Origin of the sequence: Pseudonocardia hierapolitana (genome assembly GCF_007994075.1) — a bacterium.
Classification (GTDB): Bacteria; Actinomycetota; Actinomycetes; order Mycobacteriales; family Pseudonocardiaceae; genus Pseudonocardia; species Pseudonocardia hierapolitana.
The window spans coordinates 2164267-2183175 of sequence record NZ_VIWU01000001.1 but is presented as its reverse complement, the minus strand read 5'-3'; the positions used below and the strand labels follow the sequence as shown (position 1 = coordinate 2183175).

Annotated in this window: 23 protein-coding genes; 11 read left to right on the top strand and 12 right to left on the bottom strand. The window is 73.0% G+C overall.

All coding sequences use genetic code 11. From position 1 onward, the window contains the following. Positions 1–134: 134 nt before the first annotated feature. Complete coding sequence (locus FHX44_RS10305; RefSeq protein ID WP_147255281.1) at positions 135–539, bottom strand: SRPBCC family protein; 405 nt, start codon at positions 537–539, stop codon at positions 135–137. A gap of 65 nt (positions 540–604) precedes the next feature. Here FHX44_RS10305 and FHX44_RS10300 point away from each other — a divergent pair, with 65 nt between their 5' ends. Both FHX44_RS10300 and FHX44_RS10295 read left to right on the top strand, forming a co-directional pair. Beyond that, positions 605–1939: an MFS transporter gene (locus FHX44_RS10300; protein ID WP_246170296.1), complete on the top strand. Its 1335-nt coding sequence runs from the start codon at positions 605–607 to the stop codon at positions 1937–1939. Between the two features lie 70 nt (positions 1940–2009). After that, positions 2010–2750, top strand: coding sequence for an SDR family oxidoreductase (locus FHX44_RS10295; RefSeq protein WP_147255280.1), 741 nt, complete (start codon positions 2010–2012; stop codon positions 2748–2750). Positions 2751–2791: 41 nt separating this feature from the next. Here the strand turns inward: FHX44_RS10295 and FHX44_RS10290 are convergent, their stop codons facing one another. Together FHX44_RS10290 and FHX44_RS10285 are read right to left on the bottom strand one after the other, a co-directional pair. Beyond that, on the bottom strand, positions 2792–3907 hold the full coding sequence (locus FHX44_RS10290; RefSeq protein WP_212612410.1) for a winged helix DNA-binding domain-containing protein: 1116 nt from the start codon (positions 3905–3907) through the stop codon (positions 2792–2794). Between the two features lie 162 nt (positions 3908–4069). Then, positions 4070–4921, bottom strand: coding sequence for a helix-turn-helix transcriptional regulator (locus FHX44_RS10285; protein ID WP_147255279.1), 852 nt, complete (start codon positions 4919–4921; stop codon positions 4070–4072). An 87-nt stretch (positions 4922–5008) separates the two neighbouring features. Here FHX44_RS10285 and FHX44_RS10280 point away from each other — a divergent pair, with 87 nt between their 5' ends. Continuing rightward, positions 5009–5791, top strand: coding sequence for an SDR family NAD(P)-dependent oxidoreductase (locus tag FHX44_RS10280; RefSeq protein ID WP_147255278.1), 783 nt, complete (start codon positions 5009–5011; stop codon positions 5789–5791). A gap of 45 nt (positions 5792–5836) precedes the next feature. Here FHX44_RS10280 and FHX44_RS10275 read toward each other — a convergent pair whose 3' ends face one another. After that, complete coding sequence (locus tag FHX44_RS10275; RefSeq protein WP_147255277.1) at positions 5837–6580, bottom strand: SDR family oxidoreductase; 744 nt, start codon at positions 6578–6580, stop codon at positions 5837–5839. A gap of 1 nt (position 6581) precedes the next feature. After that, positions 6582–7487, bottom strand: coding sequence for an SDR family oxidoreductase (locus FHX44_RS10270; RefSeq protein WP_147255276.1), 906 nt, complete (start codon positions 7485–7487; stop codon positions 6582–6584). Between the two features lie 112 nt (positions 7488–7599). On the opposite strand from FHX44_RS10270, the gene FHX44_RS10265 reads away from it, so the two are divergent. Continuing rightward, positions 7600–8178 carry a TetR family transcriptional regulator gene (locus FHX44_RS10265; RefSeq protein WP_147255275.1) on the top strand — a complete coding sequence of 193 codons (579 nt, stop codon included), beginning with the start codon at positions 7600–7602 and terminating at the stop codon, positions 8176–8178. Between the two features lie 12 nt (positions 8179–8190). Here the strand turns inward: FHX44_RS10265 and FHX44_RS10260 are convergent, their stop codons facing one another. Then, entirely contained in the window at positions 8191–9066 is an 876-nt protein-coding gene (locus tag FHX44_RS10260; RefSeq protein ID WP_212612409.1) for a LysR family transcriptional regulator, read from the bottom strand. A gap of 125 nt (positions 9067–9191) precedes the next feature. On the opposite strand from FHX44_RS10260, the gene FHX44_RS10255 reads away from it, so the two are divergent. Beyond that, positions 9192–10100: an NAD(P)H-binding protein gene (locus FHX44_RS10255; RefSeq protein WP_147255274.1), complete on the top strand. Its 909-nt coding sequence runs from the start codon at positions 9192–9194 to the stop codon at positions 10098–10100. On the opposite strand, the gene FHX44_RS10250 is transcribed toward FHX44_RS10255, so the two are convergent. Continuing rightward, complete coding sequence (locus FHX44_RS10250) at positions 10082–10492, bottom strand: RidA family protein (RefSeq protein ID WP_147255273.1); 411 nt, start codon at positions 10490–10492, stop codon at positions 10082–10084. The two genes, FHX44_RS10255 and FHX44_RS10250, sit on opposite strands and share 19 nt — an antisense overlap. A 78-nt stretch (positions 10493–10570) precedes the next feature. On the opposite strand from FHX44_RS10250, the gene FHX44_RS10245 reads away from it, so the two are divergent. Continuing rightward, positions 10571–10957: a winged helix-turn-helix transcriptional regulator gene (locus tag FHX44_RS10245; protein ID WP_147255272.1), complete on the top strand. Its 387-nt coding sequence runs from the start codon at positions 10571–10573 to the stop codon at positions 10955–10957. 34 nt (positions 10958–10991) lie between these two features. Here the strand turns inward: FHX44_RS10245 and FHX44_RS10240 are convergent, their stop codons facing one another. After that, positions 10992–11690, bottom strand: a complete 699-nt coding sequence (locus FHX44_RS10240; protein ID WP_147255271.1) for an SDR family NAD(P)-dependent oxidoreductase — start codon at positions 11688–11690, stop codon at positions 10992–10994. 113 nt (positions 11691–11803) lie between these two features. Between FHX44_RS10240 and FHX44_RS10235 the strand changes: the two genes are divergently transcribed. Together FHX44_RS10235 and FHX44_RS10230 are read left to right on the top strand one after the other, a co-directional pair. Continuing rightward, positions 11804–12796 (top strand): helix-turn-helix transcriptional regulator, encoded by a 993-nt coding sequence (locus tag FHX44_RS10235; RefSeq protein ID WP_147255270.1) that lies wholly within the window; start codon positions 11804–11806, stop codon positions 12794–12796. An 11-nt stretch (positions 12797–12807) separates the two neighbouring features. Beyond that, the gene (locus FHX44_RS10230; RefSeq protein WP_147255269.1) at positions 12808–13698 is read left to right on the top strand and encodes a helix-turn-helix transcriptional regulator; all 891 of its coding nucleotides are present in this window, start codon (positions 12808–12810) and stop codon (positions 13696–13698) included. Between the two features lie 20 nt (positions 13699–13718). Here the strand turns inward: FHX44_RS10230 and FHX44_RS10225 are convergent, their stop codons facing one another. After that, entirely contained in the window at positions 13719–14720 is a 1002-nt protein-coding gene (locus tag FHX44_RS10225; RefSeq protein ID WP_147255268.1) for an SDR family NAD(P)-dependent oxidoreductase, read from the bottom strand. Between the two features lie 73 nt (positions 14721–14793). Between FHX44_RS10225 and FHX44_RS10220 the strand changes: the two genes are divergently transcribed. Continuing rightward, entirely contained in the window at positions 14794–15720 is a 927-nt protein-coding gene (locus tag FHX44_RS10220; RefSeq protein ID WP_147255267.1) for an AraC family transcriptional regulator, read from the top strand. Positions 15721–15723: 3 nt separating this feature from the next. Here the strand turns inward: FHX44_RS10220 and FHX44_RS10215 are convergent, their stop codons facing one another. Then, entirely contained in the window at positions 15724–16692 is a 969-nt protein-coding gene (locus FHX44_RS10215) for a GlxA family transcriptional regulator (RefSeq protein WP_147255266.1), read from the bottom strand. Positions 16693–16778: 86 nt separating this feature from the next. Between FHX44_RS10215 and FHX44_RS10210 the strand changes: the two genes are divergently transcribed. Further along, positions 16779–17417, top strand: coding sequence for an HD domain-containing protein (locus FHX44_RS10210; protein WP_147255265.1), 639 nt, complete (start codon positions 16779–16781; stop codon positions 17415–17417). Between the two features lie 3 nt (positions 17418–17420). Here the strand turns inward: FHX44_RS10210 and FHX44_RS10205 are convergent, their stop codons facing one another. Then, positions 17421–17699, bottom strand: a complete 279-nt coding sequence (locus FHX44_RS10205) for a hypothetical protein (RefSeq protein ID WP_147255264.1) — start codon at positions 17697–17699, stop codon at positions 17421–17423. Between the two features lie 96 nt (positions 17700–17795). Between FHX44_RS10205 and FHX44_RS10200 the strand changes: the two genes are divergently transcribed. Then, positions 17796–18239, top strand: coding sequence for a hypothetical protein (locus FHX44_RS10200; RefSeq protein WP_147255263.1), 444 nt, complete (start codon positions 17796–17798; stop codon positions 18237–18239). 4 nt (positions 18240–18243) lie between these two features. On the opposite strand, the gene FHX44_RS10195 is transcribed toward FHX44_RS10200, so the two are convergent. Continuing rightward, positions 18244–18828, bottom strand: coding sequence for a hypothetical protein (locus tag FHX44_RS10195; RefSeq protein ID WP_147255262.1), 585 nt, complete (start codon positions 18826–18828; stop codon positions 18244–18246). Positions 18829–18909 lie beyond the last annotated feature (81 nt).

Genomic DNA, 18909 nt, shown 5'->3' with positions numbered 1-18909 from the left:
GCCTCGATCTGATCTGCGGCTCTGCGTCCTCGTGGGGGCGCCGGTGGGGAACCTCGGGTCGACCAGGGGCACCTGATCGGCCCGAGGTTCATGAGGGCACCCGTGGGCGGGCGCGCACATGGGGCTGGGAATGCTCAGGCGCTGGTCGCGACCACCTGTTCCAGGCGGGCCAGTGCGTCGTCCAGCCAGTTCCGCACCTCGTGGGCGGGAGTGCCGCCGTGGGTTTCGGGCTGGTCGCCGAGGAACGACAGGTGCAGGAGCACGGTCGAGCGGGTGCCCTCGGCGTGCTGCACCTGCAGCCAGCCCGCGTACTCGGGCGCGTGGGCCCATTCCACGCGCAGCTGCTCCGGACGCACCCGCACCGTGCCCTCGGCGTCGACCCCGCGCTCCGGGACGTCGGCGTGCACCTCCCCGTCGCCGGTGGGGCGAACCGCCACCGGTGCGGGCAGCCACTCCTGCAGCCGGTCCAGATCCGACACCACCGCGAACACCCGATCGGCGGTGGCCGGCATGCCGCGTTCCGCCTCGAACTCCGCCATGGCCCGCCTGTACCCGGCCCTCCGCTTGACCATCCGTCGGACCGTCGGGCGTAGGGTTTCCGGACGTGGTCGAGGTCGGACGGTCGAAGCCCGACCGCAACACGAGAGAGCGGATGCCCCGCGAGATCTGGGTCCTCGTCGGCACCTCGTTCCTCATCGCTATCGGCTACGGGATCGTCGCGCCGACGCTGCCGGTGTTCGTCCGATCCTTCGACGTCGGCATCACGGCGGCCTCCCTCGTCATCAGCGTGTTCGCGCTCGTCAGGCTGCTGTTCGCGCCGATGAGCGGACGCATCGTCGGGCGCATCGGCGAGGTGCCGACGTTCACGATCGGGCTCTCGGTCGTGGCCCTGAGCACCGGAGCGTGCGCGTTCGCGGCGAGCTACTGGCAGCTGCTCGTGCTGCGCGGGCTGGGCGGGATCGGCTCGACGATGTTCACCGTGTCGGCGCTGTCGCTGCTCATCCGGCTCGCGCCGGTGCACATGCGGGGGCGCGCCTCCGGGATGTGGGCAACCGGCTTCCTGCTCGGCAACGTCATCGGCCCGCTCGTCGGCGGCGGTCTGGGGACCGTGAGCCTGCGCGCGCCGTTCCTCGTGTACTCGGCGGTGCTCGTGATCGTCGTGTGCGTCGCACTGGTCCTGCTGCGCGGGCGTGAGGGGACGGACGCCGAGCAGGCGGGCACCACGGAACCACCTGCCCGGTTCCGCACCGCACTCGCCCATCCGACCTACCGCGCGGCGCTCGCCGCGAGCTTCGCCAACGGGTGGGTCGTGTTCGGCGTGCGCGTCGCTCTCGTGCCGCTGTTCGTGGTCGAGGCGCTGGGGCAGCCGGAGGCATGGGGCGGCATCGCCCTCGCGGTGTTCGCCGTCGGCAACGCGGCGACGCTCGTGCTCGCCGGTCGGTTGGCCGACCGGCGTGGCCGCCGCCCACCCGTGCTCGCCGGGCTCATCGTCTCGGCTGCCGCCACCAGCGTGCTCGGGTTCCTCACCGACCCGGCCCTGTTCCTGGCGGCCAGCCTGCTCGCGGGGATGGGCAGCGGGCTGGTGAACCCGCCCACGAACGCCGCCGTCGCCGACGTGATCGGATCCCGGGCCCGGGGCGGCACCGTCCTCGCCGGGTTCCAGATGGTCGCCGACCTGGGTGCCATCATCGGTCCCGTGGTGGCCGGCGCGCTCGCCGAGGTCGCCGGGTTCGGCGCCGCGTTCGCGTTGTCCGGAGCGACCGCGCTCGTCGCGCTCGGGTTCTGGCTCCGCGCACCCGAGACCCTGCCGTCGGCGTCGAGCCCGAAGGCGGCGGAGGAGTCGCTGGCGGAATGCTCGGAGTCGGCCTGCGCGTCCGCGTCGTCGGGGTCGGGATCAGCTACGTGGTTTCGACGCCGCCGTCCTCGCGCACGTCGCTGATGACGCCTGCTGTGTCGCCCGCCACGCACGCTTGCCCCTGACATCGGCGTGAGGTCTTAGCGTGCCGGCCATGGAGATCGAGAACCAGATCGCCCTGGTCACCGGGGCAAACCGGGGGATCGGCCGCAGCCTGGTGGCCGAGCTGCAGCGCAGGGGAGCCGCGAAGGTCTACGCGGCCGCGCGCCGTCCCGAGACCGTCGACATCCCGGGCGCCGTCCCGCTGCGCCTCGACGTCACCGACGACGCCTCGGTGGCCGAGGCCGCCGCGGTCGCCACGGATGTGACCCTGGTGATCAACAACGCCGGCGTCGCCACGCTGGCCAAGCTCGTCGACGGCCCGGAGGCCGACATCCGGCTGGAGATGGAGACCAACTACTTCGGGACCCTGCGGATGGTGCGCTCCTTCGCGCCGGTCCTCGGGGCGAACGGCGGCGGCGCGATCCTCAACGTGCTGTCGGTGATGGCGTGGACGGCGTACGAGCACTCCAACGGCTACTCGGCGTCGAAGGCCGCGGCCTGGGCGCTGACCAACGGTGTCCGGCTCGAGCTCGCCGGCCAGGGCACGCAGGTCACCGGGCTGGCCATGGCCAGCGTCGACACCGACATGATGGCCTGGGCCGACGGCATCGAGAAGACCGATCCGGCGGAGATCGCGCGGCTCGCGGTGGACGGCGTCGAGGCGGGTGCCATGGAGGTGCTCGGTGACGAGAACACCCGCCGGTGGAAGGCGCGCCTCGGCGAGGACCCCGCGCTCCTGTACCCGCAGCTCGTCGGCGTCCGCGCGAACGCCTCGGCGGGCTCGTCGCGCTGACCAGCACGCACCCCTGAGCCGAGGTCGCCCGGTCCGACCGGCTACTCGTGCGACGCCGCCACCCGTACGCGGTGGTGCGCGCCGTCGGAGAGGAACGCCGCGAGGGCACGCCCCTCCTCGGCGACGGCGGTGCGTTCGGCGCGGGAGAACCGGCTCAGGGGTGTGACGACCACGGTGTCGGCCCCGCCGTCGGCCACGACGGTCCAGGTCGCCGCGACCCGGCCGTCGACGAGGACGGCACGCTCGCCCGCCACGGACAGGCCGCGGTGGGCGTCGTCGATGATGCGGCTGCGGTCGTGGTAGCCGAGGATCGCGTTGTCGAACGCGGGGAGGAACCGCACCGGGGCCGGGGTGTCCGGGTCGGGTCGCGGCGCGTCCGGGAGGTCGAGCAGCTCGCGTCCGCGCTCGTCCCGGAACGCGACCAGATCGTCGCGGACCGCGGCCACCGCCCGGGGCAGCCCGGCCAGGCCGCACCAAGCGCGCAGGTCGGCCGAGGCCGCCGGGCCGAACGCGGCGAGGTAGCGCCGCACGAGTGCGGCCCCCACCGGGTCCGCGCCGTCCGCGGCCGGTCGGTCGATCTCCCCGCCGAGCCAGGACGCCATCCGGACGTTCCGCACGCCTGCGGTCACGCGCCACAGCCCGCGGGGCGGGAGCTGCACCATGGGGACGAGCGCGGCGACCACCGCCTCGCCCAGCGGTCGCGGTCCCGCGTCCGGCCAGCGCGTGGTGAGCACGCGCCCGATCTCGGCCATCGAGCGGGGCTCGCCGTCGGCCATCACCGCCCTGCCCGCCGCCGCGAGCTCGTCGAGATCGATCCCGCCGAGCTCGCGGCGGTACACCCCGAGCACCCGCTGGCGCAGCATCGCGTCGTGCCGGGAGCGCCAGGCCAGCGCGTCCTGCGCCGTCACCAGGTGGACCGTGCGCCGCATGAGGTGGGTCCGCACCACCCGCCGATCGACGAGCAGCTCCGACAGCTCCGCCGGGTCGAATGCGCGTAGCCGCGACCAGAGGCCGGCGAAGGGCTCCTGCGGTTCCTGGGCCTGCAGGCCGCACAGGTGCGCGACGGCGTCGAGGACCGGGATGTCCGCGCGGTCGAGGAGGAACTGCCGGGCGAGCGTCGCGCGGCCCAGCGCCCGCACGCCGAGTCGGGTGGGCACGGCCGGTCAGGCGGCGGCCGGCAGCACGGCGCGCCGGTCGATCGATCCGAACGCGGTGAGCACGGTCATCTCAGGTCCCTTCCTCTGCGCAGGTGACCACCCTCGCGCGAGAAGAGGCCGGTTTCTGTCCGCTAGCCGGCCGGAACCTCTGCCGTCCGTCACTCAGCTGCTGACATCCATGCGTTGGGTCCCGACGACCGACAGCAGGCGCAGCGCCTCCTCGGACGACGAGCCGGGGTCGGCCGTGTAGATGACGACGTGCTGGTCGCGGTCGGGGACGTCGAGCACGTCGCAGTTGACCGTGACCGGACCGACCATCGGGTGCTGGAAGGTCTTGCGCAGAGGCCTGGGGACGTCGATGTCCCCGGACGACCACAGTCCGGCGAACTCGTCGCTCCCGGCGAGCAGTTCGTCCACCAGCCCGGTCACCTCGGGCGAGTCGGGATACCTGGCCACGGCGGCGCGCAGGCCGACGGCCACCGAATGCGCGAACTCCCCGGCGTCGGACACGCCGAACAGCCGTCGCCCGTCGGAGTGGGGTCCGAGGAAGGCGCGGCGGGCCAGGTTCCGGTCACGGGGCGGCACCGCCGAGAAGTCCTCCATGAGGGCCGCCGCCAGGTCGTTCCACGCGAGCACCTCGTAGATCGCCGACATGACGCCGGCCGCGGCCAGTGGCAACCGCTGCACCAGGTCCAGGATGCTGGGCCGAACGTCCCGCGGCGGTCCCGGCGGCGGACCCGGCGGCGTTCCGGCCAGGTGGTGCAGGTGGACGCGTTCGGCGTCCGACAGCCGCAAGGCCCGTGCCAGGCCCGCCAGCACCTCGCGCGACGGGCTCGGACCACGCGCCTGTTCCAGGCGGGCGTAGTACTCCGTGGAGATGAACGCGAGCTGCGCCACCTCCTCCCGGCGCAGGCCGGGCGTCCGACGACGGCGCCCCGCGGGCAGACCGACGTCGGTAGGCGTGATGCGCTCACGCCTGCTGCGCAGGAACTCGCCGAGCCCGGACCTGGCCACGTACTCCAGTATGTGCGCGGCCGGGCGGCTCAGGCAGGTACAGCCAGTACATGGCTGAGACAGCAGCGCTCGGCGCAGGGTCGAGGCATGACCTCGACACAGAACCCGTCCACCGGCCTGCTCTCCGGCAAGGTCGCCTTCGTCACCGGCGCGGGCCGCGGTATCGGCGCCGCCGCGGCCCGCCTGTTCGCCCGGGAGGGCGCCACGGTCCTCCTGGCGGCCCGCACAGAGGCGCAGCTCGAGGCCGTCACCGAACAGATCCGGGCGAACGGCGGCACTGCCGACCACGTCGTGTGCGACCTGGCCGAACCGGCTGAGGTACGGGCTGCCGTCGACCGCGCCGTCGAGCTGTTCGGCCGGCTCGACGTCGCCTTCAACAACGGTGGGACGGCCACCCCGCCCGTCCCGGTCGACAGGGTTCCGCAGGCCGACTTCGACCACCTCTACGAGGTGAACCTCCGCGGGACGTGGCTGGCGATGGCCGCCGAGGTCGACGCCATCCGAGCGACTGCCGGTTCCGGTGCCATCGTGAACAACTCCAGTGTCGGCAGCCTGCGCGGCAACCCCGTGCTGCCCGCCTACGGCGCCATGAAGCGGGCCGTCAACAGCCTCACCGAGTCGGCGGCCGTCACCTACGGCCCCGAGGGGATCCGCGTCAACGCCATCGCGCCCGGGAACACGCTCACCGACATGATCCGCACCTGGGAGCAGTACACGCCCGACCTGCAGGAACGGCTCGTCGCGGCGACGCCCCTCCGCCGAGGAGCAGACCCCGACGAGATCGCCCAGGCCGCGGCATGGCTGCTCAGCGATCGCGCGTCGTTCGTCACCGGCGCCGTCCTGCCGGTCGACGGGGGCGCGCGGGCCTGAGCGTGGGACGTCTCCCGGGCGTGGCTACGGGAAGCGGGCGGTGGTTCAGGCGCGAAGCCCGCTGCCGCCGCCGACGACGATGTCCTGGCCGGTGACGTAGCCGGCCTTGTCGGAGGCGAGGAAGGCGACGACTTCGGCGACCTCGCGGGCCGTGCCGAACCGGCCGAACGGAATGGACGCCGCCATCTCCGTCGTGATCTCGGCGATCATCTCGGGAGGCGCACCCGACTTGGACCAGATCGGCGTGTCGATGGCCCCCGGGCTCACGGCGTTGACGCGGATCCGCCGCGGGGCCAGCTCGAGGGCGAGGGAGGGAATCATCGCGAGGAGGGCGCCCCGGCTGCCGGCCGTGACGCTGCCCCCCGGGATACCGCGGGTGGCGCCGATCCCGACGGTGAAGACGACCGAGGCGCCGTCGGTCAGCAGTGGAAGCAGCTTCACCAGGGTGAAGAGCTGGCCCTTGGTGTTGGTGCTGAAGGCGTCGTCGTAGGCCGCCTCGTCCAGGGAGGTCAGCGGGGTCGGTCGGGTGATGCCGGCGTTGAGGAACAGGGCGGTGAGCCCACCGAAGCGCGCCCCGACCTCCTCGGCCACGCGGTCGGTGTCTGCCAGGGTCCGTGCGTCGGCCCGGAGGACGACGACGCCATCGGGGAGCTCCCGTCGGGTGGCGGCGACCCTGGCGGGGTCCTGGCCGGTGACGATCACCAGGTATCCACGGTCGTGGAGCAGCTCCGCCGTCGCCCGGCCGATTCCGCTGGTCCCACCCGTGATCAGGACGGCGGGCTCGGGCATCTCAGGCGTCCTCGGGCTGGTCGTAGTGGCCCGCGGCGATGTCCTCCAGGAGGGTCGGGCCGGTGGGCTGCCAGCCGAGCAGGTTCCGCGTGATGTCGCTGGTGGCGGGGCTGTCGGCGGCCAGGAACCGGCCGACGAACGGGATCTCCTCGGCGATCTGCTCGGCCGGGGCCGACTTCGCCGACACGCCGAGCCGGGCGGCGAGCGCCTCGGCGATCTCCCGGACGGCCACGCCCTCCTCGTCGACGGCGTGCAGGATCGTGCCGGCGGGAGCCTTCTCGAGTCCGAGCCGGACCAGGCGTGCGGCGTCGGAGCGGTGGACCGCGGGCCAGCGGTTGCGACCCTCACCCGGGTAGACCGAGGCCCCGCGACGACGGGCGGCCCGGGCGATGATCGAGATGAATCCGTGGTCGCCCTCGCCGTGCACGGTGGGCGCGAAGCGGGCGGAGACGACGCGTACCCCCCGGTCCGCGTAGGCCAGGGCGAGGTTCTCGGCACCGCCGCGCGGTGAGCCCGGGCCGACGGCGGGACTGCGGTCCTGCTCCGTTGCCGGGCGTCCCAGGCCGGGCAGGATGAGGCCGGACGCGAACACGAAGGGCCGGTCCGAGCCCGCGAGCGCGTCGCTGATCGTCCGGACCGCGGCCCGTTCGGCGCGGTTGGAGACCTCGGGGTGGGTCCAGTCGTGCTTGTTCGCCAGGTGGACCACGCCGTCGGCCGCGGTCGCGGCCCGGCGGATCCCGTCGAGGTCGTCGAGGTCGCCGCGGTGGACGGCGGCCCCCAGGTCGGTGATGGCGGTTGCCGAGGCCGCCGAGCGGGCCAGGCCGGTCACCTCGTGTCCCGCGGCGACGAGCTCGGCGACGACGGCGCGGCCGATGAATCCGGATGCTCCGGTGACGTAGACGTGCAAGGTGCTCGTTCTCCTCAGTGATGCCGGAACCGATGTCAGAAGCTGACATCAGCGAGCCTAGCGGCGATGTCAGCTTCTGTCATCATCCGGTGGGCCGGATACGCTGTGGGGCATGGCACGGTGGGCTCCCGGGGCGTCCGATCGCCTGCAGCGGGCGGCGATGGAGCTGTTCGCCGAGCACGGCTACGAGGCGACGACCGTGGCCGGGATCGCCGAGCGGGCCGGGGTGACGGAGCGGACGTTCTTCCGCTACTTCGCCGACAAGCGCGAGGTCCTGTTCCCCGGTGAGGAGCAGCTCGAAGCGGTGTTCGTGGACGCGATCGCCGGTGCGCCCGCGGACGCGTCCCTGACCGGTCTGCTCATCGCGGCCCTCGACGCCGGCGGAGGGGCCTTGCAGGACCTGCGGGGCCGGGAGTTCGCCCGGACCCGCAACGCGATCATCGCTGCGAACGCGCAGCTGCAGGAGCGCGAGCTGCTCAAGCTCGCGAAGCTCTCCCGCGCCGTGACCGCCGCGCTCGTCGCGCGCGGCGTCGCCGATGTGCCCGCCCGCCTGGCGGGCGACCTCGTCGTATCGGTGTTCGGCACGGCATTCGCCCGCTGGATCGCCCCCGGCGAGACCCGCGACCTGGTCGAGCTGCAACGCGACGGTCTCGCTGTGCTCAGCGACCTGGCACGTGCCGACTCCGGGTGACGGCGGCCCGGGTCAGAGCGCGTGCTGTGCCGGCTCGGGTTCGGTGGCGGCGCGGACCAGGGCGGCGACGGCGGTCGAGCGGGACTGCTGGGGCCATGCGATGGCGAGGACGGCAGGCGGCGCGTCGGGCACGTCGAGGTAGGCGAGGCCGCGGCGGGGGTACCGGTCGGCGACGGAACGCGGCACGAGCGTGACGAAGCGGCCGAGCTCCACGAGGGCGAGGAGCTGGGCCAGGTCCCGGATCCCGTGCCGGTCGACCAGGTTGTCCTGGTGGCGGCGGACGCCGGCCAGGTCGGAGGGGCCCGTCATGGGCAGGCCCAGGTCGGCGAGCGTGGCGCGGCCCTCGTGCGCCAGCGGGTGGGTGGCCGGGACCGCGGCGACGGTGGGCTCGACCGCGACGGGTTCGGCGTCCAGGCCGGTGCGGTCGAAGGGCTCGTGCACCAAGGCGACGTCGGCTTCGCCCCGGCGCAGGAGGCGGGGTTGTTCGGCCCACCCGCACAGGCGGACGGTGACCGGCAGCGCCGGGTCCTGGGCGGCGTAGCGGGCCAGGATGGCGTCCAGCAGCCCGGCGTCGCTGTCCGCCTTGACGGCCAGCACGATCTGGGGCGTGGACGCGCCGGCGCGCTGGGCCCGGCGCACGGCGGCCTGCGCGGCGTCGAGCGCGGAGCGTCCCTCCTCCAGGAGGACGGCACCGGCCGGGGTGAGGGAGACGCCGTGGGTGCTGCGTTCCAGGAGGGTGACGCCCATGTCGGCCTCGAGCGCGCGGATCGCCCGGGACAGCGGTGATGCGGAGATGCCGAGCCGATCGGCGGCGCGGGAGAAGTTGAGCTCCTCGGCGACCGCGACGAAGTAGCGCAGTGCCCTGGACTCGATCGTCGGTCCGGTCATCCCACGAGCTCTCCGCTCCTGCTGCGGCCGGTGTGTCCCTGGAGGCAACACCGCTGACCCTCGTGATCCTTCCGTGCCGGGCGGGGAGGCGGCACCGTCGTCGTGACCGAGAGGGAAGGAACTTGATGATCATCGTCACCGGTGCCAACGGTGCGCTCGGCCGCAGCGTGGTCGAGCGCCTGCTGGACCGCGTCCCGGGGCACGAGATCGGGGTGTGCGTCCGCGATCCGCACGCGGCCCGCCCGCTCGCCGACCGCGGGGTGCGCGTCCGCAGGGGTGACTTCACCGACCCCGGCTCCCTCGCCCACGCCTTCGAGGGGGCCGACCGCGTGCTCGTGGTGTCCGTCGACACCACCGGACCCACCGCCGTCGGCATGCACCGCGCCGCCATCCACGCTGCGCGCGACGCGGGCGCCGCCCGCATCGTCTACACCGGTCACATGGGAGCCCGGCCCGGCTCGCCCTTCGCACCGATGCCCGACCACGCGGCCGCGGAGGAGGACCTGCGTTCGTCCGGCGTGCCGTTCACCTCGCTGCGCAACGGCTTCTACGCGTCGTCGGCTCTCATGCTGGTGCAGAGCGCGCTGGCCGCAGGCGAGCTCGCCGTGCCGGATGACGGCCCGGTCGCATGGACCGCGCACGCCGACCTCGCGGAGGCGGCCGCGATCGCGCTCACCGACGAGGCGCCGGCCGGTGCTGTCCTGGACGGACCGACACCCCCGCTGACCGCCTCCGAGGCGCTCGACACGGCCGAGGTGGCCGCACTGGCGTCCGACGTGACGGGCCGGACGATCCGCCGCGTCGTCGTGCCACCGGACGACTACCGGGCCGGCCTGATCGCCCACGGTGCGCCCGAACACGTGGCCGACATCCTCGTCGGCATGTTCGCCGCCGCCGCGAAGGGCGACTTCGCGACCGTGGACCCGACGCTGGCCGGCCTTCTGGGCCGCGCGCCGCGAACGCTGCGCGCCACCCTGGCGACCGCGCTCGGGCGAGGGCCGGGCCCCGTCGGCGTTCAGTCGAGGACGGCGTAGGCCTCGACCTCGACGAGCACGTCGGGCTCGAACAGGTAGTCGACGCCGATCGCCGACAACGGCGGCAGCGGTCGCGGGATCCCCAGCTCGTCCACGACGCGCTCGATGCCGGCGACGAAGTCGTCGTACTTGTCCGGACTCCAGTTCGTGACGAAGAACCGGAGGCGCACGACGTCGGCGAAGCTCGCACCGGCGCCTGCCAGGCCGCGCCCGGTGCTGCGCAGCGCGTGCGCGACCTGGCCTGCGAGGTCGCCCGTCGCGACCGGGTTGCCCTCGGCGTCGCGGGCGATCTGGCCGGCGACGTGCACGTGACGGGCTCCCGTGGCGATCGACACGTGGTGGTACGGAACGGGGGCGAACATGCCTTCCGGGGTCAGCAGTTGCACTGCCATGAGCGGTCCCTTCGCTGGTTGACTAGGTATCCAACGTCTACCTGGTGTCCGAAGGGAACTTCAACGAGACTAGGTGTCATGGCGGAAACCGCTCCATCTCCGTCGGGCAGCCCTCAGCTCACCGAGCGGCACCGCGAGCTGCTCGACCAGGTGCTCGACAAGTGGTCGCTCCAGGTTCTCGACGCCCTGTGCGAGCGGCCCTTGCGCTTCAACGACCTCCGGCGCGCGATCCCCCTCGTGACGCAGAAGTCGCTCACGGCGACCCTCCGGCGCCTGGAGCGCAACGGGATGGTCGAGCGCATCGTCACGAGCACGCGGCCCGTCGCCGTCGAGTACCGCATCTCGGCGCTCGGGAAGTCGCTGCAGGACCTCATCGACGCACTCCTGCAGTGGACCACCGTGACGCTGCCCGACGTCGAACGAGCACGCGCACGCTTCGACGAAGAGGGCACGCCCGGCCTCTGAGCGGCTCCCGGGAGGCGGCGATGCTGCCCAGGGATCAGGACCAGGTGATCTCACCGGTCCGGTCGACGAAGCGTCCGGAGCCGGCGCCCGGCTTCTCGGTTGCCAGGCCGACGATGGCGTCCGTGCCTTCGGTGACGGTCTGCGGGCCGCTGTGACCGTTGAGGTCGGTCGCCGTGTAGCCGGGATCGGCGGCGTTGATGCGGATGTCGGGCCACGCCTTGGCGTACTGCGTCGTCAGCATCGTGAGCGCCGCCTTCGAGGCGGTGTAGAGCGGCGCGACGACCTTGGACTCGGCCCGCGACGGGTCGTGGGTGTGGGCGAGCGAGCCCATCCCGCTGCTGACGTTGACGACGACCGGGTCCGGTGACCGCCGCAGCAGCGGCAGGAACGCGGTGGTCGTCCGGACCACACCGGCGACGTTGACGTCGAGGACACCGAGCACGTCGGCGCCGGTCAGGGTGCTGGGGTCGCCGGCGGGGCCGTGGACGCCGGCGTTGTTGATCAGGACGTCGATCGAGCCCTCGCGCTCGGCGACGTTCGCGGCCGCTGCAGCGACGGACGCGTCGTCGGTCACGTCGATGGGCACGAACCGTGCGCCGAGCGCGGCGGCGGCCGCTTCGCCCCGTTCGGGGTCGCGCGCTCCGATCAGCACGGTGTGTCCGAGTTCGATGAGGCGCCGTGCGGTCTCGTGGCCGAGCCCCTTGTTCGCGCCGGTGATGAAGGTGATCGTCATGTGTTCGACGTTCGTCCACGCCGGGGTGCTCTGCCAGGGACGCCTCGACGGTGGGAACGGCAGTACCACCATCATCGCCACCCGAGGCGGTCCGGATGCGGGACGCTGGTGACATGTCGGCGACACCCGGGACCGGGCTCGGTCCGATGATCCGCACCTGGCGGGACCGGCTGCCCCCGTCGGCCGCGGCGCTGCCGGTGGGCCGCACGCGCCGCGCGGTCGGGCTGCGCCGCGAGGAGCTCGCCGAACTCGCCGGCGTGTCGGTCGACTACGTCGTGCGTCTCGAGCAGGGGCGGGCCACGACGCCCTCGGCGCAGGTGGTGGCCTCCTTGGCACGCGCCCTGCAGCTGTCCGCCGCCGAGCGGGACCACCTGTACCGGCTGGCCCACCTCGTCCCGCCCGCAGATGGCGCGATCTCCGACCACATCCCGCCCGGCGTCCGCCGGGTGCTCACCCGGCTCGGGGACGTCGCGGTCGCCGTGTTCGCCGCGGATTGGCAGCTGATCTGGTGGAACCGGGGTTGGGCAGCGCTGCTCGGCGAACCCTCGTCGTCGCCCCCGCAGCTGCGCAACTTCGCCCGCGACAGGTTCCCGGTCGACACCGGTCCCGCTCACCTCGCCCGATGGCCGGTGGCCGAACGGGACAGGGACACCACGGACGCCGCCGTCGTGTCCGACCTGCGCCGCGCCACCGGCCGCTTCCCGCACGACACGCGCCTGGCAGAACTGATCCGCGGATTGCGTGCGGGCAACCGGCGGTTCGCCGAGCTGTGGGGCGCCGGTACGGTGGCCGCCCACCGTGAGGACCACAAAACCGTCGACCATCCATCGGTCGGGCCGATCACGGTGGACTGCGACGTGCTGACCGACGGTGACACCGAGCTCAAGATCGTGATCATGACCGCCGTGCCCGGCAGTGCGGACGAGACCAAGCTGCGGCTCGCCTTGATCGCTGGTCCGCCGGATAGGGCCGCGCTCCGTGGAGTGCACCGGTCCGTTAGACACGACGACTTCACCACCGTGCCGCTCGACGGGCCGGACCGGCCCGGCCGTGCCTGGGAACGGCACACCCCACCTTCCGCGGTCCGGAGCGGGCGTGTCTGGTGAACCATGGACGCATGGCCGGTCGTGAGCTGGGCGAGTACCTCAAGGCGCTGCGCGCCCGTACGCGGCCGGAGGACGTCGGCCTGCCACCCGCGGGGGTGAACCGTCGGGTTCCCGGTCTGCGGCGCGAGGAGCTGGCGCAGCTCGCGGGCGTCTCGGTGGACTACTACACACGGCTGGAGCAGGGCCGCCACCAGCACCCGTCGCACTCGGTCGTCGAGGCCGTCGCCACCGCGCTGCGCCTCGACGACGCCGAGCGGGCCCACCTGATCAACCTGGCGCGGGACGGGGTGCCCGAGCGCCCGCGGCCGGGCTCGCGGGCCCAGCGGGTGCGGCCCGAGCTGCTGGACCTGATGGACGGGCTGACCGGCCACCCCGCCTTCGTCGTCGGCCGGCGCACCGACGTGCTCGCCGCGAACCCGCTCGCCCGGGCGCTGATCGCCGACTGGCACGCGATGCCGGCCAGGGAACGCAACTACGTGCGCTGGCTGGTCCTGGCGCCCGAGGCGCGCGCGCTCTACCCGGACTGGGCGACGGTGGCGGCCGAGGCCGTCGGGACGCTGCGGCTCGACGCCGGCCGCTATCCCGACGACCCGGCCACCCGGGAGCTGGTCGGCGAGCTCGCGATGACGAGCGAGGACTTCCACCGCTGGTGGGCAGATCACCGCGTCGTCGAGCGCAGCCACGGCACCAAGCGCATGCGCCACCCGGTCGTCGGCGAGCTGGAGATCCACTACGAGGCGATGAACCTCCCCGGCGACCCGGACCAGACCCTGTTCGTCTACACGACCCGCCGGGGCAGCCCGTCAGAGGACGCGATGCGGCTGCTGTCGTCGTGGCTGGCCACGACGGACGAGCCGGCGGGACGGGAGATCCACTCCGAGGACGTCGATGCCGACCGGTGAGATCGACGTCCGTCCCGGGGCTACGCCCCGAGCAGCCGCTCGCTCAGCTCCCAGAGCCGCTTCGCCGACTCCGGGTCGATGGCGTGCGGCACGACGGTGGCCGGGGGAGCATGGCCGTTGGTGAGGTCGATGGGTTTCGGGTCCTCGTCCAGCGGTGAAATGTCGTTGTCCTTCAGGTAGACGCCGCCGATCCCGGCCAACATCGGGCTGGTCGCGGCGAACACGATGGTGCTCGCCCCCTGTTGTGGCGTCTTCTTCTCGTGGTCGGGGTCGATGATCGGCCGGCCGGACTCGTCGATGAGCCCCATGGCCAGGTTGGAGGCCCGCAGCTGCTCCTCGGACATCCAGCCACCCAGGTTCGTGCCGACGACGATGCCGGGGTGCACGGCGTAGCCGCGGATGGCCTGGCCGGCCCAGCGGCGATCGAGCTCGACGGCGAACAGGACGTTCGCGGTCTTGGACTGGCCGTAGGCGGTGTGGCCGTCGTAGCCGCCGGTGGTGAAGTGCGGGTCGTCCCAGCGGATGTCGGACATGCGGTGTGCGCCGGACGTCACGTTCACCACCCGGGCACCGTGCGCGGCGCGCAGTGCGGGTTGCAGGCCGAGGGTGAGCTGGAAGTGGCCGATGTGGTTGGTCGCGAAGTGCGACTCGTAGCCGCGCGCATCGCGGACCAACGGGCCGCCCATGATGCCTGCGCCGTTGATCAGGACGTGCAGGGGACGACCGGAGTCGAGGTACTCCGCGACGAAGGCGTCGATCGACGTCGGGTCGAGGAGGTCCAGGCGGCCGATCTCGACGCGCGCGATCCCGGCCAGCGCGCCGGCGGCGCGGTCCGGGTCGCGCGACGCGACGGTGACGGAGGCGCCTGCGCCGCTCAGGGCGCGGGTGGCCTCCAGGCCGAGCCCGACGTGGCCGCCGGTGACGACGACGTTCGTGCCGGACAGGTCGATGCCCTTGAGCACCTCGTCGGCCGTCGACGCCGCGGTGAACCCGGTTCCGATCGGGCGTTGCTGCTGTGTCATGTCGCCAGCCTGCGCCCCGCCCGCCGAACTCTGAATAGTTGTCAGTCCGGGTTTCTTTCGCGATAGTACGGGCGTGGTCGGTGACCAGCTGTCCGGGATGTTGGACCTCGTCGAGGTCCGCGGCCTGGTGACGGGCGGTTTCGCGGTGCGGGGCCCCTGGATCGCCCGACACGACGTCGAGGACCCGCTGAAGCTCATCGCGATGGTGTCCGGCCGGGGCCGGCTGACCACCGACGGCCTCGACGGGCCGATCGAGCTCGAGCCGGGCGACGTCGCCATCCTGAACAACCGCTCGTGGCTGGAGCACGAGGGCGGCGTCGGCGACGGACCGCGCCGCGAGATCGTGCCGGAGGCGGACTTCGCCCGTCTCGCCGGCGCCGACCGCGGTACCGACGACGTCGTCGTCGGCTGTCGCGTCGACATCGACCCGGCCGGGCAGGCGCTGCTGCAGCAGGCGCTTCCGCCGGTGGGGCACGTCCGGGCATCGGCCGCCACGGCGACCAACCTGCGCGGCACGCTCGACCGGCTCTTCGACGAGGTGACCGCGAACCGGGCGGGGTCCGGCTTCGCCATCCGGCAGTACGGCCAGCTCCTGCTGCTCGAGGTGCTGCGCGCGTACGTCGACCAGGCCGAGCTGCCCCCGGGCTGGCTGCGGCTGCTGACCGACGAGCGGCTGCGTCCGGCCATCGGCCTCATGCATGCCGAACCCGGAAGGCCGTGGGGCCTCGAGGAACTGGCGCGCGCCGCGGCGATGTCGCGGACGTCGTTCGCCGAACGCTTCCGGACGGTGGCGGGCGTTCCGCCCGTGACCTATCTCAACCGCTGGCGGATGCTGCTGGCCCAGCGGGCCCTTCGCGACGGCGATGTTCGCGTCGGGTCGCTCGCGGCCGAGTTGGGCTACGCGTCGGAGAGCGCGTTCAGCACCGCGTTCAAGCGGGAGATCGGGGAGTCGCCGCTGCGCTACCGCCACCGGGTGCGCGCCGGGTTGGTATCGGTATGACCGTCACCGCCCCTGAGATCGCGGCCTGTCGGTCGTCGATCCGAACCGCTGCTGGTACGTGCGTGGTGCGACGCCCACGCGCAGGACGAACGCCCTGCGCATCGACTCCGAGGTGCCGAACCCGGCAGCCCGAGCGGCACCCGCCACGCTGAACCCCTGTTCCAATGCACGCTTCCCGGCGTCGATGCGAACGTCCTCCACGTACCGCGCGGGCGTCAGTCCCAGCTCGGCCCGGAACAGCCGGGTGAGGTGACGCGGGCTGACGGCGGCCGTCGCGGCCATCCTGGCGATGGAGTGATCGCCTGCGGGGTCGGCCGCGACCGCGTCGGTGACCGCTCGCAGCACCTCGGACCGGGGGCGGGGGTGCGACGTGGAGGGTGAGAACTGCGACTGGCCGCCCGGGCGCTGCAGGAACACCACGAGTGACCGGGCGACGGCCCGGGCCAGCTCGCCGCCGGCGTCCTTCTCGATCAGCGCGAGTGCCAGGTCGATCCCCGCCGAGACCCCCGCGGAGGTGAACACCGGGCCGTCCTGCACCCAGATCGCGTCCGGCTCGACCCTGATCTCCGGATGGCTCGATGCCAGCAGACGGGCGTGCTCCCAGTGGGTCGTCGCGCGCCTGCCGTTGAGGGCCCCGGCCGCGGCGAGGACGAAAGCACCCGTGCAGATCGAGCAGACCCGGGGCGTGCGCTCGGCGAGCTCTCGCACGGAGTCCACGAGTTCCGGCTCGATCGGACGGCCGACGAGACGGTCGCCCCCCGCGACCAGCACCGTGTCCAGGTCGACGGTGAAACCGGCGTCGACGTTGATCGCCAGCCCGGTCGAGGACGTGACCTCACCCTCGCCGACCGCCATCAGCTCGTAACTCGTGCCGCCGATGCGGTTGGCCTCGGCGAAGACCTCCATCGGCCCGGCCACGTCCAGCAGCTTGACCCCGTCGAAGACCACCACACCGACCCGATGGCCCCTCATCCGCCCTCCCTCCCGCGTCCCGTTCCCTGCGAAGTATGTCCGTCAGGTGATGGGTCGCACGGGCCCGCGCGACCAGCATCTCGGGTATGACAGACGTGATCGCCGGGGTCGAGATCCCCGACTCCCCAGTTGCCCGGGCCGCCACCGAGCTGGTCCGCGAGGCCGCCGACGACCTGCTGTTCCACCACTCCCGACGGGTGTACCTCCTGGGCTCGCTCAAGGGCCGGTACCGGGGGCTGGAAGCCGACCCCGACCTGTTGTACGTGGGCGCGATGTTCCACGACCTCGGCCTGACCGAGAAGTACCGAACCACCAACCGCCGGTTCGAGATCGACGGGGCCGAGACCGCGCGGACGTTCCTGCTCGACCACGGCTACTCCGAGGCCGACGCCCGCCAGGTCTGGTACGCCATCGCGCTGCACACCACCCCCGGTGTCCCCGAGCACCTCGCGCCGGAGATCGGCCTGGTCACGCTGGGTGTGGAGGCCGACGTGCTCGGGCTCGACCTCGACCAGATCACGCCGGAGCAGATCGCCGAGGTCACGGCCGCGCACCCGCGCCCCGACTTCAAGAACCGCATCCTCAACGCGTTCTACCAGGGCATGAAGGACCGGCCGGACACCACCTTCGGCACCATGAACGATGACGTCATCGCCCACTTCGACCCGTCGTTCCGGCGAGCGGACTTCGCCGGGATCATCCTCGGCTCGGCATGGCCCGAGTGAAGGTCACAGCGGTCGTGCACCGCTGACCGCCCTGCCGACGAGCGGAGCGACATCCCGCCCGAATCGGACGACCTGGTCCGCGGTCTGCTGCTCCGGCCAGAACACGAAGCTCGTGAACGGCTGCTCGACGGCGAGCCGCGAGAGCACGGCCGCCCACTGCTCCGCGTTCCCGCGCACGGGCGCTGCACCGCTGTCGACCCGAACGTCGCCCGGCTCGTCGGTGATGTGGCCGACGAGCTGGGCGGTCCGCCGGATGTCGGCAGGCCGCCTGCGGACGGACACCGCCGCCTCGTCGAGGATCGCGTTGGCGGCAGGCCACTGCTCGTACGGCAGGTACGAGGGGATCGGCGCTGCCCAGCCGTCGGCGCGTTCGACAACGTGGTGCAGCGGACGTCGGCGGCGCTCGGTGTCGCCGTGCTCACCGCGATGCTGACCAGCACCCAGGCACAGACGATGGCCGGCCGGGCCGCGCTCGTCCCGTACGGCACCGTCCCGCCTGCCGTGGGCCCGCCGGGCACCCCGCAGCTGCTGGGGCTGTACGGGTGGTACCAGCAGACCAACCTGCAGGTGTACGTCGTCGCCCTGAACGACGTCTTCCTGGTGACCGCCGCCGTCTCGGTGCTCGGTGTGCTCGGCGCGCTGCTGTTGCGCTCCGGGGCGAGGGCAGCGGGCGGCGGGGGTGCGCCACCACCCGCCGAACCTGCGCCGTCGAACGTGTCGATCCCGTCTCCCCGGCCCGCGCCCGAGGCGGGTCCCCTGGGGGAGGACCGGCCTGCGACCGTCGGCGCGGCCGCTCGGCCGCACGCACGTCGCCGGCGGTAGCGGCCTACTCGCCGAGCCGCCTGCGAACCCGCTCGGTGGCGATCCGCTGCTGCACCCGGCCGAACGAGCCCGGCCGCGTGTAGGAGACCAGGAGGCTGCCGATGTCGCGCCGGACCACGACGGCATCACGCCACCGTCCGTGGATGTAGGCCAGCACCGCTTCGCCCGGCCTCACGTCGGTGCTGCGTGCGATCGGCTCCGTCCCCACGGGCGGCTCGTCGAGATCCGTGCCGCTGCGCGCCGTCTGATCCGGTGCCGACTCGGGCACGACGACGTCCGGTTCGATCACCGGCTCATCGGTGTCCGGCTGCTCGGTGTCCGGCTGCTCGGTGTCCGGCTGCTCGGTGTCCGGCTGCTCGGTGTCCGGTTGCTCGGGGCCGCTCACCAGCGCCGGCACGGCGATCGTCTCGCCCGCGAGCAGCAGCGCGAGCTCGTCACCGGTGAACTCGACCTCGACGAGCAGCCCGTCCTGCTCGTCCGCGACGAGGCGGGCGGTGACGGTGCCTTCGGGGTCCTGCTCGACGGTGAGCGAGACCTGCAGGTCACAGCTGATCGGCGATCCGCGTCCCATGCCACGTGTCGGTGACATGGGCCGACGGTACGGGCCCCGCCGCCCACCTGCGCCGATCTACCCCGTGATCCGTCCGAACGGGTGCGATGAGGTTTCGAC